Origin of the sequence: Glutamicibacter nicotianae (assembly GCF_016907615.1) — a bacterium.
Classification (GTDB): Bacteria; Actinomycetota; Actinomycetes; order Actinomycetales; family Micrococcaceae; genus Glutamicibacter; species Glutamicibacter nicotianae.
Genome location: NZ_JAFBCH010000001.1, coordinates 2,930,533 through 2,944,682, shown reverse-complemented (window position 1 = coordinate 2,944,682; position 14,150 = coordinate 2,930,533). Strand labels below are relative to the sequence as shown.

Sequence of the window (14,150 nt, the reverse complement as noted above, 5' to 3'; positions counted from 1 at the left end):
CCAAGACAGATCCCATGGAGATACCCGCACCATGACCATCACGCAGACTTCGGCACCAGCGAATACTGAATTCGTCTCCCGCCATATCGGCCCGCGTCCTTCCGACGTTGCCACCATGCTTCAGACCCTGGGCTACGACAGCCTGGAAGCACTGATCGATACCGCCGTTCCGGCAGGTATCCGCCAGGACTCCGCACTGGATATCCCTGATGCGCTGAGCGAAACCGAAGCCTTGGCCCACCTGCGTGCGCTTGCCTCGAAGAACGTCATGAAGACCCAGATGATCGGCCAGGGATTCTACGACACCATCACCCCAGCGGTAATCCGCCGCAACATCGTGGAAAACCCTGCCTGGTACACCGCCTACACCCCGTACCAGCCAGAAATCTCCCAGGGCCGCCTCGAAGCCCTGCTGAACTTCCAGACCATGGTCATGGACTTGACCGGCCTGCCGATCGCCAACGCTTCGCTGCTGGACGAATCCTCGGCCGCCGCCGAAGCCGTGCTGATGATGCGCCGCGCCAACAAGAAGAAGGCCAAGGGCAAGACCGTCCTGGACTCCAACATCTTCCCGCAGACCCTGAAGGTCGTGCAGGGCCGCGCCGACGCGCTGGGCTTCGAGATCGAGGTCGCCGACCTCTCCGCCGGCCTGCCCGAGGGCGACATCTCCGGCATCGTGCTCCAGCAGCCGGGCAATGACGGCTCGATCGCCGACCACGCCTCGATCATCGCCGCCGCCAAGGAAGCCGGCGCCATGGTGACCGTGATCGCCGACCTGCTGTCGCTGACCATGATCACCCCTCCGGGCGAGCAGGGCGCCGACATCGCCGTGGGCAACACCCAGCGCTTCGGCGTGCCGCTGTTCTTCGGCGGACCGCACGCAGCCTACATGGCTGTTGCCGACGGCCTGACCCGCTCCATGCCAGGCCGCCTGGTGGGCGTTTCGGCCGATGACGCCGGAGTTCCCGCCTACCGCCTGGCGCTGCAGACCCGCGAGCAGCACATCCGCCGCGAGAAGGCCACCTCCAACATCTGCACCGCGCAGGCCCTGCTGGCCATCTGCGCATCGATGTACGCCGTCTACCACGGCCCAGCCGGCCTGAAGCAGATCGCAACCCGTGCCAACAACCACGCCCGCGTGGTCGCCAGCTCGCTGGTCGCAGGCGGCTTCACCCTGGCCTCGGATACCTTCTTCGACACCGTTGTGGTGAACGTCGAGAACGCAGATGCCATCATCGACAAGGCCGTCGAAGCAGGCATCAACCTGCGCAAGGTCGGCGAAACCCAAGTGGGCATCTCCACCGACGAAACCACCACCTCCGCCGTGGTCAAGACCCTGCTGGAGGTCTTCGGTGCGGAACTCTCGGCTCCGGAAGGCTTCGAGCTGCCCGAGTCGATGGTGCGCACCAGCGACTTCATGACCCACCCGATCTTCAACTCGATCTCCTCCGAGACCCAGATGATGCGCTACTTGCGCCGCCTCTCGGATCGCGACCTGGCACTGGACCGCACCATGATCCCTCTGGGCTCGTGCACCATGAAGCTGAACTCGGCCGCCGAGATGGAATCCATCACCTGGCCTGAATTCGCATCCATCCACCCCTACGCACCTGCCGCGCAGACCGCCGGCTGGCGCGAGCTGATCACCGACCTGGAAGGCCGCCTGACCGCCATCACCGGCTACGCAGGCGTCTCCATCCAGCCGAACGCCGGCTCGCAGGGCGAGTACGCCGGCCTGCTGGCCATCTCGGACTACCACCGTTCGCGCGGCGAAGGCCAGCGCGACCTGTGCCTGATCCCTGCATCGGCGCACGGCACCAATGCCGCTTCGGCGGTGCTGGCAGGCATGCGCGTGGTCGTCGTGAAGACCGCGGCCGACGGCACCATCGACGCCAATGACCTGGATGCCAAGATCGAGGCCAACAAGGACGTTCTTGCCGCCATCATGATCACCTACCCATCCACCCACGGTGTCTACGACGCCGACGTGCGCGAGGTCTGCGACAAGGTCCACGCCGCCGGCGGCCAGGTGTACATCGATGGCGCGAACATGAACGCCATGGTGGGCCTGGCCCAGCCGGGCAAGTTCGGCGGCGACGTGTCGCACCTGAACCTGCACAAGACCTTCTGCATCCCGCACGGCGGCGGCGGTCCGGGCGTTGGCCCGATCGGCGTAGGCGAGCACCTGCTGCCATTCCTGCCAGGCGACGCCTCGGGCACCTACTCCGAGCGCGACGGCGTGCCGGTGGTGGCTACCGCCTTCGGATCGGCCGGCGTGCTGCCGATCTCCTGGGCCTACATCGCGATGATGGGCGGCGACGGATTGACCGAAGCCACCAAGCACGCGATCCTGAACGCGAACTACATCGCCAAGCGCCTGGGCGAGCACTTCCCGATCCTGTTCACCGGCAACCAGGACCTGGTCGCTCACGAGTGCATCCTGGACCTGCGCGAGCTGACCGCCAAGACCGGGGTCACCGCCGAGGACGTGGCCAAGCGCCTGATCGACTTCGGCTTCCACGCGCCAACCCTGTCCTTCCCGGTCGCCGGCACCCTGATGGTGGAGCCGACCGAGTCAGAAGACCTGGCCGAGATCGAGCGCTTCATCGAAGCCATGATCACCATCCGCCAGGAAATGGACGAGGTGCTCTCCGGTGCCTACAGCATCGAGGAATCCCCGCTGCGCAACGCCCCGCACACGGTCTCGGCAGTGGTCAACAGCAACTGGGACCGCAAGTACTCGGTGGAGCAGGCAGCCTTCCCGGTAGCGAGCCTGAAGTTCGACAAGTACTTCCCGACCGTGGGCCGCATCGACGGTGCCGGCGGCGACCGCAACCTGATCTGCTCCTGCCCGGCTCCCGAAGCCTTCGAAGACTAAGGAAGAGTTAGAGATGACTGAGACTACCCGAGCACTCAAGCACACCGCACTGCACGCCCAGCACGAAGCTTTGGGCGCGAACTTCACCGACTTCGGCGGCTGGGACATGCCGCTGAAGTACGGTTCGGAACTGGCAGAGCACAAGGCTGTGCGCTGCACCGCCGGCCTGTTCGACCTGTCCCACATGGGCGAGGTCTACCTCACCGGCCCGGAAGCCGGCGTCGCGCTGAACACCGCGCTGGCAGGCAACCTGAGCATCATGAAGGTCGGCAAGGCGAAGTACTCGCTGATCCTGAACGCCGAGGGCAAGATCATCGACGACCTGATCGTCTACCGCCTGGAGGAGGAGAAGTTCCTCGTCGTGCCGAACGCCGGCAACGCACCGGTGGTCGCAGCAGAGCTGGCAGCCCGCGCCGCTGATTTCGATGTTGTCGTCGATGACGCATCGGGCCGGCAGTCGCTGATCGCGGTCCAGGGTCCGAACGCCGAGGCGATCGTGAGCAAGCTGGCCGCCGATGAGGCAACCGCCCAGGCCGTCGCAGAGTTGAAGTATTACGCGGCTGTGAAGCTGGTGCTCGGCGGCATCGACGTGCTGCTGGCCCGCACCGGCTACACCGGCGAGGACGGCTTCGAGCTGATCATCGAGAACGAGGATGCGGCAGCCCTCTGGGAGAAGACCGTTGAGGCAGGCAAGAACCACGAGCTGGTTCCTTGCGGCCTGGCAGCTCGCGACTCTCTGCGCCTGGAAGCCGGCATGCCGCTGTACGGCAACGAGCTGTCCCTGGAACGCACCCCATTCGATGCGGGCTTCGGTCCGGTGGTTTCCTTCAAGAAGGAAGAGAACTTCGTGGGCCGCGAGGCACTGGAAGCGCTGCGCGGCACCACCCCGCCACGCAAGCTCGTGGGCCTCAAGGGACTGGGCAAGCGCGCCGGCCGCGGCGGCTACGCCATCGTCAAGGACGGCGCCGTCATTGGCGAAATCACCTCCGGACAGCCATCGCCAACGCTCGGCTACCCGGTGGCACTGGGCTACGTCGATGCCGAATTCGCTGGGACCGGAACCGAGCTGGAGGTCGATCTGCGCGGTAAGACTTTGCCATTTGTCGTAGTCGAACTGCCGTTCTACACCCGAGCCAAGTAACGTTAAACATCAGTAGGGCTAAGCTAAGCGCCCGCTAATTCCCTTGGGAGAGGAAATACCGTGAGTAAAGTTCTTTCGTCATTGCGATACTCGGCTGAGCACGAGTGGATCGATGCATCGTCCCCAGCAAAGATCGGCATCACCCAGGTTGCCGCTGACGCCCTGGGCGACGTGGTCTACGTCGACCTGCCAGAGGTTGGCGGCGCCGTGACCGCAGGCGAGACCTGCGGCGAGGTCGAGTCCACCAAGTCGGTCTCCGACCTGTACTCGCCAGTGACCGGCACCATCGTTGAGGTCAACCAGGAAGCCGTGGACAACCCGGCCATCCTGAACGAGGACCCATACGGTGCCGGCTGGCTGTTCACCGTTGAGGTCACCGAAGAAGGACCGCTGCTCTCGGCAGCAGACTACGCAAGCGCGAACGGTGGAAACGTCGAGTAATGAGTAACCAGACCTTTGAAACCGTTGCCTCGAGCTCGCTGACCCAGTCGCTGGCATCGCTGGACCCGGAGGTGGCGCAGCGCATTGACGCTGAGCTGGCTCGCCAGCAGCGCGGCCTGGAAATGATCGCCTCGGAGAACCACACCGCGCAGGCCATTATGCAGGCGCAGGGTTCGGTGCTGACCAACAAGTACGCCGAGGGCTACCCGGGCCGCCGTTACTACGGCGGCTGCGAAGAAGTCGACGTCATCGAGACGTTGGCGATTGAGCGCCTCAAGGAGTTGTTCGGGGCGAAGTTCGCGAACGTGCAGCCGCACTCCGGTGCGCAGGCTAATGCGTCGGTGTACCACGCGCTGGTGCGTCCGGGTGATACCGTCCTCGGGTTGAACCTGAACCACGGTGGGCATTTGACCCACGGGATGAAGCTGAACTTCTCGGGCCGCCTGTTCAACATCGTGCCTTACGGCGTGGATGAGGAAACCTACCAGGTGGACATGGATGAGGTGGAGCGCCTTGCGGTTGAGCACCAGCCGAAGATGATTGTTGCCGGCTGGTCGGCGTACCCTCGCCAGCTGGATTTCAAGCGTTTCCGCGAGATTGCCGACAAGGTCGGCGCGTACCTGTTCGTGGATATGGCGCACTTCGCTGGCTTGGTGGCCGCCGGGTTGCACCCGTCGCCGGTGCCGCATGCTCATGTGGTGACCTCCACGACGCACAAGACGTTGGCTGGTCCGCGTGGTGGCATTATTCTCTCGAATGATGCGGAGATTGCGAAGAAGCTGAATTCGGCGGTGTTCCCTGGTCAGCAGGGTGGTCCGTTGGAGCATGTGATTGCTGGCAAGGCTGTGGCGTTCAAGATTGCTGGGTCGCCGGAGTTCAAGGAGCGCCAGGAGCGTACCTTGGCTGGGTCGAAGATCTTGGCTGAGCGTTTGACCCGGGAGGACGTTGTTGCCAAGGGCATCAGCGTGCTGACTGGTGGCACCGATGTGCATTTGGTGCTGGTGGATCTGCGTGACAGCGAGTTGGATGGCCAGCAGGCTGAGGATTTGCTGGCGCAGGTGGAGATCACGGTGAATCGTAATTCGGTTCCGTTTGATCCGCGTCCGCCGATGGTCACCTCGGGCCTGCGCATTGGTACTCCGGCATTGGCGACGCGTGGTTTTTCCGAGGCTGCGTTTGCTGAGGTTGCGGAGATTATTGCGCAGGCGTTGATTGCTGGTGCTGACGGCAATACGGCTGCACTGCCAGAGCTGAAGGAACGTGTTCTGGCGTTGGCTGAAGCCCACCCACTGTACCCGGACCTGCCAAAGGTTTCCGAGTAGCAGCAAGCTAGTGAAGATGCGGGCCCGGAAGGTGGAATTAGGCGCTTTTCGGGCCCGCAGTCTCTCACCATCCAAAGTTCCACCAGCCGCCGCGATACCTGCAGCGGCCCGGGGGGAATTTGGAACCACACTTCATAGATCCGGGGCCCAAGCTCTCGGATTACCAAAGTTCTAAGGATGTGACCCGCATGGCGGTTAGCGTATTCGATCTTTTCTCGGTTGGCATTGGACCATCGTCCAGCCATACCGTGGGACCAATGCGTGCAGCGCACGCATTCATTGCCCAAGTAATCCGAGAAGGCCAACTGGACGCACTGGAAAATATCCGTGTGGACGTCTATGGATCCCTGGCTGCTACCGGCCGCGGCCACGGCACCTTCACCGCCATCATGCTCGGGCTCGAAGGCTTCGAACCTGAAACGGTGCTGCCAGCACAGGTCGATCAGCGCCTGGCAGACATGGAAGCCACCGGCGTGCTGCGCTTGGCCGAACAGCTGGACCAGCGCAAAGACCTGGACTACAAGGTCGAGGACATGATCCAGCACCCGCTGACCGTGCTTCCGCGCCACACCAACGGGGTAAAGTTCATTGCCCTGGATGCCGAAGGCAACGAAATCGCCAACGAGACCTTCTTCTCCGTGGGCGGCGGCTTCATCGTGCGCGAAGGCGCCGAAGACCGCATCGAGAAGAACCTCGAAGAGAAGCTGAACAAGCAGCCTTACCCGTTCACGACAGCAGCCGCACTGCTGGAACATGTGAAAGAAACCGGCTTGTCCATTGCCGAGATCATGATGGCCAACGAGGAAACCTATCGCACCCGCGAGGAGATCCGATCAGGCCTCATCCACATCTACGAAGTGATGGAAGGCTGCAAGGACTCCGCGCTGGAACGCACCGGCGTGCTGCCCGGCGGCCTGAAGGTCCGCCGTCGCGCTCCAGAATGGCATGAACGCCTGCGCAAGGAAGACAAGGACCGCGATCCGGTCTACTGGCAGGAATGGATCAACCTCGTCGCGCTGGCCGTCAATGAGGAGAACGCCTCCGGCGGACGGGTTGTCACCGCTCCCACCAACGGCGCCGCCGGCATCATCCCGGCAGTGCTGTTCTACGCCACCCACTACGCGCCGGGCGCGAAGTACTGGAACGAGGAGGAAAAGCACGACGCAGTCGTACGCTTCCTGCTCACCGCAGGCGCCGTCGGCGTGCTGTACAAGGAACAGGCATCGATTTCCGGAGCGGAAGTCGGCTGCCAGGGCGAAGTCGGTTCGGCCTCCTCGATGGCCGCCGGTGGCCTGGCCGAAATCCTTGGCGCCACCCCAGCCCAGGTGGAGAACGCCGCGGAAATCGCAATGGAACACAACCTCGGCCTGACCTGCGACCCAATCGGCGGCTTGGTCCAGATCCCATGCATCGAACGCAACGCCATTGCCGCTTCGAAGGCAGTGAATGCGGCGAAGATGGCACTGATGGGCGACGGCGAACACCACGTCACCCTCGATGAAGTCATCATCACCATGCGCGAGACCGGCAAAGACATGAGCGACAAATATAAGGAAACTGCGATGGGTGGCTTGGCCGTCAACGTGGTCGAATGCTAATTCGCTAAAACTACGCAGCGTGCCACCGGATTTCTCCGGTGGCACGCTGCGTTTTTGGTGGTTGAGGGGCTTTAGGATTTGGCCGTTATCAGGGGCGTCCATTCTTGGGGCTCGCCGATAGTGTTGGCACCTGCCTGGAAAAACAGTGCAACGGTGACCGCTCCTGGATCCAGCACACCGCGGGCCAATTCGCCCACGTAGCTAGCACGCCCGCGGGCGGCAATCAATTCTTCGGTGGATTCGGCTCCCTTGCGAGCAGCCTGCGCCGCAGCCAGAAGACCTTCGGCCAGCGTGCTGCCCTGTTCTGCCGAAGCGCTCAGGGCTACAGATGCCGGTTCTAACGCGTCAACCATCGTATTGTCGCCCACCTTGGCGCCACCAAGTTTCTGGATGGTCGCCAGACCAGCAGCGATACCTGCCGCGAGGTCTGAAAGAGAAGCGCTCTCATCGGTGGCACTCTTGGCAATTGAGCGGAACCACATGCCAAATAGTGGACCGCTGGTGCCGCCGGTGGCCATGAAACCACTACTTGCGCCCTTGAACACGGAAGTGAAAGTGGCCTCGGATTCAGCCGGTAGAGCCTCGTGGGCCCTACCCAGGGCCGAGGATATATTCGTCCCGAAGTCGCCATCACCGGCAAGTCGATCCAACTCAGTCAGACTTGCCTGAGCCGAGTCGAAGTCTTGGGCAAAGGACGTGAACCAAGCCAGAGCCAAAGTTCCGTTGATTTGCGTAGTCATGTTCTCTCCTTGATAAGTAGTGGTGGTTACCAGCTCAGGGCACTGGTGCGTACCGGAGCATCCCAGAGCTTGACCAATTCGTCATCGGCGACAGTGAGCGTCACCGATAATCCGTGCATATTCAGTGAGGTCACGTAGCTACCGGCCAGTGAACGAGCGACGCTGATACCGCTGGCGTTCAGCAGCCCGTGCACCCTGCGGGCAGCGATGGATAGCTCGAGTGGGTAGGCTCCTCCGAGTCCGTTCACGAGCGCGATTACCGACTGACCGCGTTTGATTTCCAAACTTTCCACTAATGGGGTGACCAGCTGTTCAACTAGTTCATCTGCGCTGGCGTAGTTGATGCGTGCGGTACCGCGTTCACCATGAATGCCAATCCCGAATTCGACCTCATGTGGTTCAAGTTCAAAGGCTGCGGTGGACTCACCCGGGTGTGCGCCAGCGTCCAAAGCGATGGCCAGGCTGCGCGAACGAGAAACTACATCGCGTCCGATCGTAGCGATAGTTGCACGGTCAGCTCCGCGTTCGGCCAGCGCTCCACAGATTTTTTCGACGGTCAGCACCGCGGCAGTCCCACGACGTCCGGGCCCACCCTCACTTTTCTGCGAGGCCAGATCATCATCAACGATGATCTGCTCGACAGCGATGTTCTCATCGTCAGCCAATTCGCCGGCGATACTAAAGTTCAAAACGTCCCCGGTGTAGTTCTTCACGATCTGCACCACACCTGCTCCGGTGTCTGCGCCGACGGTGCCAGCTAGCACTTGAGCAGCGGTGGGACTTGCAAAGACTGCGCCACAGACTGCGACGTCCAGCATGCCGTTACCGACAAATCCGGCATGCAATGGTTCGTGGCCAGAGCCTCCTCCGGAGACCAGCCCGACTTTTCCTTGCGCCGGATTCTTGCGCAAAATCAGGTTGTTTTCTGGATCAAAATTCACCAGATGAGGATTGCTCAAGGCGAAGCCTTCCAAAGCTTCATCGATGACATTTTGTGGGTTGTTGATGATGTGACGACGCACTGCGTTGGGCATTGGACTGCTCCGATTCCTATTGCGTGGTGAAATGGGATTTATGGTCGGACGGGGTTAGGCGATAGCTGGCCAAAACCCTGACGAACCAAGTTTTTTATGGCCTGCACGGCTTGGGTGGCATCAATGCCTTGGGCTTTGATGAGGATTTTGTCGTTGTTCTGGGCTCCGAGGGAAAGAAGCTCAATAAGACTGCTTGCGTTGGCTGGTCCTCGTCCAGAAGTGGTATCGCTCAACCAGATCTCAGAGCGATACTCGGCTGCCAGTTGCACCAGCGCAGAAGCAGTGCGGGTATGGATTCCGAATTGGTTGATCAGTACCTCTTGGCTGCTGGCTACCTCGGTGCCCCGGGGCATATTCGAGCTAGCAACATCGGCTGCTGCACCGGAGCCGACCGTGGATTTGGCCGCCAGCGCGTTGTCCGCCTCATAGGCAACTTCGGTTAAGGTTCTTCCCGACCTTGCACCAATCACCGCTGCCATGGTTCCTTCAATAAATGGTCCGATGCTGATGAGCACCGGGTGGTTGGTAGTACGAAGATCCATGGCCAGCGTCGTACTCAGTTGCGCCGATCCAAGATCGGTCATGACCACCACACCCTGGGTTTCGGCCAGATCATCAATGGCTTGAGCGATGGCCGTGGCGTCGGTACCGAATCCTCCATCAGCTCCTGCAGCAATCCGAATCGGTGGTGGTTGCCCCTGAATCATCTCCAATGCCAGTACCATCGTTGATTGCGCGAGTGCCAAACTATGCGAAACGAGAACGATGCCAATCACAGGACTGATCCTGCCCGAATACTGGCGTGCAGTGCATGAAGCAGGATATGCGCAGATGCTGCTCCCGGATCGATATGATCGACACTGCGTTCGCCTAAATACGAGGCCCTGCCCTTGCGGGCCACCAGCGGGAAGGTACTCTGGGTGCCCGCATTGGCTGCACTGACCGCTGCTGCGATCGAGTCGTTGAGTCCCACGCCGTTCGCTATTGATTCTGTGAGCACTAACGACGCGGGTTCCAGTGTGTCAATCATGGTCTTGTCGCCAATGACTGCCTGTCCGCGGGAGACCACCGCGTTAACTCCGGCGCGGAAAGCTACCTGAAATTCTGAGGCCTGAATCTGTGTTCCGCTCGGGCTGCTAGTACTCATCTCTAGGAACAACGTTCCGTACAATGTGCCGCTGGCTCCGCCAACACGAGAAATCAGGGTCATACCCACGACATTGAACGATTCGCGGATAGTGTCCGGTGACCCCTTAGCAAGTAATGACGAAATTGATTGAGCTCCGCGAACCATATTAACTCCGTGGTCGCCATCCCCGATGGCAGAATCAAGTTCGGTCAACCAGGGTTCATTGTTGATGATCTCGGTGGAGAAGTGGTGCATCCACCCTTCGATTGCTTCTAAAGTCAGATTCTCGGACATGTTAATCCTTCCAACGCAGTGCAGGTGTGTTTACGGGTGCATCCCATAGGTCAAGCAATTCGTCAGTCACCGGAACCAAGGTTAAAGAACACCCTGCCATGTCCAGGCTCGTCATGTAGTTACCGACAAGTGAACGTGCCACGGGAATTTGGCGTTCGCTCAGTCGGTCGTGAAGTTCGGCAAACATTGAATACAGCTCGATCAGGGGTGTTGCGCCTAGACCACTGAGCATGGCTATCACTTGCCGGCCTTGAAATGATCTCTCAGCGGTAATCGACTCGACTATCGTTTGGGAAAGTTGGGTGGCGGACTGCAAAGGAACTCTTTGTCGTCCAGGCTCACCGTGGATGCCGACTCCTAGTTCCATTTGCCCCTCCGGGAGATCGAAGGTTGGTCGGCCAAGAGCCGGGAGACTACAACTGGAAAGTCCCGCACCCATTGAGCGTCCAGAATCCGCGACTTGTTGGGCAATTTCTCGGACCTGCTCCAAAGGCAAACCTCGTGCCGCGGCAGCGCCAGCGATCTTGTCAACGATCAGGGTGGTTCCCATTCCTCGTCGGCCTGGGCCGTCGCTAATAGCCTCGGGTGTTGCTTCATCACCAACGATTACGGTTGCGACATGAATGCCTTGTGCTTGGGCTAATTCTGCAGCCATTTCGAAGCTGAGTACGTCCCCTGTGTAGTTTTTGACTACGAATAATACGCCAGCACCGGTGTCTACCTTCAGTGCTGCACAGAGGATCTGGTCGGGGGTTGGTGAGGTGAAGATTTCTCCGATACAAGCGGCGTCCAGCATGCCTGCTCCGACAAAACCACCGTGCATGGGTTCATGACCAGATCCACCACCGGCGACAATGCCGACTCGACCGGCACGGCTTATGGTGCTGAAGATAATGCGCTGTTCAACGTCGACCATCAGCTGTGGGTAAGCAGCGCTGAATCCTCGAAGCGAATCCGCGATCAGCGTGCTCGCTGAATTTTGTAGTCTGTTCATACCTTCACGCCCTGCATAGTCAAAAGACGTGACTGGTGAAAAAGGTTTGCCTCGGTGCCCCTAATGGTTTCCCGAATTGAGTCAGCAAAATGCTGGACGCTGGGGGAGGAGGTAGGAGCAGAAAGTATTGGTGTGTCAACAAGAACGCGCTGAGCTGTACCGATCACTTTGGTCGAACTCTGGCGCTGCATACGGTTTTCACCCATGCCTTCGGTTCTCCTTTGAACAACGAACGTCAACGACGAAAAATAAAATTCGACAATGTCGAATTCAATTCGGTAATATCAAATAATGCCGTTCGGGTTCCTTGGTTGTCAAGGGTTCCAACGGATATGTTGAACAACGAAGTCAACGGATGATGGGAGCATGCGCTGTGATTCAGTCAATTGACCGTGCAGCGAAAATACTCGGTCTACTCCAGGGCGCAAGACGTCTGGGTATCTCGGAATTAGCATCTGCGTTAGAGCTCCCGCCATCGACGGTTCACGGGATAGTTAAATCCCTTCAGGCCCATGGATTGGTGGCCCAAGAAGCAACAGGAAATCGCTACGTTCTCGGCCCAGCACTACTCAAACTTTCCAGTGTCTATCTTGATACGCTCGATGTTCGGGCCCGTGCCATGCGATGGATGCACGAACTGTCGCGGAGCACAGGTTTTGCCGCGCGACTCGGTGTGAACCTGCTTGGTGAAGTACTGATCATTCATCATGATCCTCGCCCAGATGGAACCGAACAGATGCCTGAAACGGGGCTCAATCTGCCAGCTCATGCCTCCGCTCTAGGCAAGGTCCTGCTTGCGCACATCCCAGAGATGCAACTCGACGTGCACAGCCGCCCGTTGACCGAACTTACCGGTTGTACGATCACTGAACCAGAACTCCTAAATGCCGAACTTGAGCAAGTGCGCTTTAACGGAATTGCGCTGGAAAATGAGGAAGCCGTCATTGGTGAGTCCTCTCTGGCGGCGCCGGTGTTTGGTGAGAATTCTATGATTGTCGCCGCCCTGTCTCTGGTGGTTCCGGCTAACCAGTGGCCAGTCGACGAGAAAATAGTTCAAGATCTTCGTGATGCTGCACGGACGATTTCCAAGGAGCTGGGAGCGCAGGTTCGAGCTGTGAACCCCGGAGAATAGCCAGGGGTTCCCGCTGTTCTTTTGCTTCACTTTGATAAGTGACTAATCTACTGAATATTGTTCGTGCCCATGTCTGTGGTTCTTTGGGGGAAACCGCGGAATCACCGGGAGTATGATGAATTGTGGAATTGAAAACCGGTTGACTTTTCAGTTCGTTGCTCGGGAGTGAGCGTTAAATCGGACTCTGGCTGTTGGGGTGGACTTGTTGCTGTTTTTCTGACCGTTGAGTCAGAGGTAAAACGCTTTATTGCTGATCCTGTTGAGCGTTTTTTGAAATTCGTTGCAAGCGCGGGAATAATACTTGCGCGCGCAATGTCGTATCAGGTATGCCTGAAAGCAAGTTATTTAGCCCCGTAACCATTCCAACCAAGTCCGGCGAAGGACTGACGCTACGCAACCGCGTTGTTTTGCCACCAATGTGCCAGTACGTCATTGATGAGCGCAACGGCGTTCCAACCACCTGGCACCTAGCCCATTTGGGCTCCATGGCACACGGCGGATTCTCTCTGGTCATCACCGAAGCCACCGCAGTTGCTGCCGAAGGTCGAATCTCAGACCGAGACGCTGGGCTGTGGAACCAGGCACAGGTTGAAGCGTGGAAGCCTGTGACCCAGTATGTGCGTTCGCACGGCGCTGCCATTGGCGTTCAGTTGGCTCATGCCGGCGCCAAGGCTTCAACCTATGGATGGCTCGAAGAGCTAGAAGATGCCGGCAAGCTCGGCAGTATCAGTGCAGAAGAAGGTGGCTGGGATACGGTCACCGCAAGTTCCAGCGAGATTTTCGGTTTGAAGCCCTCGACGGCAATGAGCACCGAGCAGATCGCTGCTTCGGTCCAGGACTGGGCCGCTGCCGCACAGCGTGCCGACGCTGCAGGTTTTGATCTGATCCAGATCCATGCGGCCCACGGCTACTTGATCCACCAGTTCCTCTCTCCGCTGACCAATAAGCGCACCGACGAATATGGTGGAAGTTATGAAAACCGAACCCGCTACTTACGCGAAATAGTTCAGGCTGTCGCCAAGGTTTGGCCGGCCCACAAGCCGCTGGGAATCCGCTTCTCCGGCGAGGACTGGGTCGAGGAAGGCTGGGGCATTGCCGATACGGTCAAGCTGGCCCAAGAATTGTATGAGCTTGGTGTCCGTGCCTTTGATCTTTCCAGCGCGGGCATCGGCGCATTCCATGGCCCAACCGGACCCGGCTACCAGGTGTCGCTGGCGCAGGCAGTCAAGCAGGCACTGCCTGAAGACGCGTTTGTCACCGCGGTGGGAGTCATCACCGACGCCATCCAGGCAGAACATATCGTGGTCTCGGGCCAGGCCGATGGCGTGAGCATCGGACGGGCCGCCCTGGGCAATCCGCAGTGGCCGAATCACGCCGCGCAGCTGCTTGGAGCCGAGAAATCACACCCTCCGCAGTACTGGCGCGGCCGCTGGTAAACACTTGCTGT

Annotated in this window: 13 protein-coding genes; 7 read left to right on the top strand and 6 right to left on the bottom strand. The window is 59.7% G+C overall.

Going from position 1 to position 14,150, the window contains the following annotated elements; translation table 11 throughout:
• Window positions 1–31 precede the first annotated feature (31 nt).
• The 5 genes from gcvP to JOE62_RS14005 all read left to right on the top strand — a co-directional run bounded on the left by gcvP (window position 32) and on the right by JOE62_RS14005 (window position 7,380).
• Entirely contained in the window at window positions 32–2,878 is a 2,847-nt protein-coding gene (gene gcvP, locus JOE62_RS14025; protein ID WP_204722817.1) for an aminomethyl-transferring glycine dehydrogenase, read from the top strand.
• Window positions 2,879–2,891: 13 nt separating this feature from the next.
• Window positions 2,892–4,019: a glycine cleavage system aminomethyltransferase GcvT gene (gene gcvT / locus JOE62_RS14020; protein WP_204722816.1), complete on the top strand. Its 1,128-nt coding sequence runs from the start codon at window positions 2,892–2,894 to the stop codon at window positions 4,017–4,019.
• Between the two features lie 60 nt (window positions 4,020–4,079).
• The gene (gene gcvH, locus JOE62_RS14015) at window positions 4,080–4,460 is read left to right on the top strand and encodes a glycine cleavage system protein GcvH (protein WP_204722815.1); all 381 of its coding nucleotides are present in this window, start codon (window positions 4,080–4,082) and stop codon (window positions 4,458–4,460) included.
• On the top strand, window positions 4,460–5,782 hold the full coding sequence (gene glyA / locus JOE62_RS14010; protein ID WP_204722814.1) for a serine hydroxymethyltransferase: 1,323 nt from the start codon (window positions 4,460–4,462) through the stop codon (window positions 5,780–5,782). The genes gcvH and glyA overlap by 1 nt, the downstream gene beginning before the upstream one ends.
• Window positions 5,783–5,970: 188 nt before the next feature.
• A complete protein-coding gene (locus JOE62_RS14005; RefSeq protein WP_204722813.1) occupies window positions 5,971–7,380 on the top strand; it encodes an L-serine ammonia-lyase in 1,410 nt (469 codons plus the stop codon).
• 71 nt (window positions 7,381–7,451) lie between these two features.
• Here the strand turns inward: JOE62_RS14005 and dhaL (JOE62_RS14000) are convergent, their stop codons facing one another.
• The 6 genes from dhaL (JOE62_RS14000) to JOE62_RS13975 are packed head-to-tail and all read right to left on the bottom strand — an operon-like array spanning window position 7,452 to window position 11,777.
• Complete coding sequence (dhaL, locus tag JOE62_RS14000; protein ID WP_204722812.1) at window positions 7,452–8,120, bottom strand: dihydroxyacetone kinase subunit DhaL; 669 nt, start codon at window positions 8,118–8,120, stop codon at window positions 7,452–7,454.
• A gap of 26 nt (window positions 8,121–8,146) precedes the next feature.
• Window positions 8,147–9,154, bottom strand: a complete 1,008-nt coding sequence (locus tag JOE62_RS13995; RefSeq protein WP_239543394.1) for a dihydroxyacetone kinase subunit DhaK — start codon at window positions 9,152–9,154, stop codon at window positions 8,147–8,149.
• Window positions 9,155–9,192: 38 nt separating this feature from the next.
• The gene (locus tag JOE62_RS16660; RefSeq protein ID WP_204722811.1) at window positions 9,193–9,930 is read right to left on the bottom strand and encodes an HPr family phosphocarrier protein; all 738 of its coding nucleotides are present in this window, start codon (window positions 9,928–9,930) and stop codon (window positions 9,193–9,195) included.
• Window positions 9,927–10,577, bottom strand: coding sequence for a dihydroxyacetone kinase subunit DhaL (gene dhaL, locus JOE62_RS13985; RefSeq protein ID WP_204722810.1), 651 nt, complete (start codon window positions 10,575–10,577; stop codon window positions 9,927–9,929). The genes JOE62_RS16660 and dhaL (JOE62_RS13985) overlap by 4 nt, the downstream gene beginning before the upstream one ends.
• 1 nt (window position 10,578) lies before the next feature.
• Window positions 10,579–11,571, bottom strand: coding sequence for a dihydroxyacetone kinase subunit DhaK (gene dhaK / locus JOE62_RS13980; protein WP_204722809.1), 993 nt, complete (start codon window positions 11,569–11,571; stop codon window positions 10,579–10,581).
• On the bottom strand, window positions 11,568–11,777 hold the full coding sequence (locus JOE62_RS13975; RefSeq protein ID WP_204722808.1) for a hypothetical protein: 210 nt from the start codon (window positions 11,775–11,777) through the stop codon (window positions 11,568–11,570). Before JOE62_RS13975 ends, dhaK begins: the two co-directional genes overlap by 4 nt.
• A 149-nt stretch (window positions 11,778–11,926) precedes the next feature.
• Here JOE62_RS13975 and JOE62_RS13970 point away from each other — a divergent pair, with 149 nt between their 5' ends.
• A complete protein-coding gene (locus JOE62_RS13970; RefSeq protein WP_338085828.1) occupies window positions 11,927–12,703 on the top strand; it encodes an IclR family transcriptional regulator in 777 nt (258 codons plus the stop codon).
• Between the two features lie 326 nt (window positions 12,704–13,029).
• The gene (locus JOE62_RS13965; protein ID WP_204722806.1) at window positions 13,030–14,139 is read left to right on the top strand and encodes an NADH:flavin oxidoreductase/NADH oxidase; all 1,110 of its coding nucleotides are present in this window, start codon (window positions 13,030–13,032) and stop codon (window positions 14,137–14,139) included.
• Window positions 14,140–14,150: the final 11 nt, after the last annotated feature.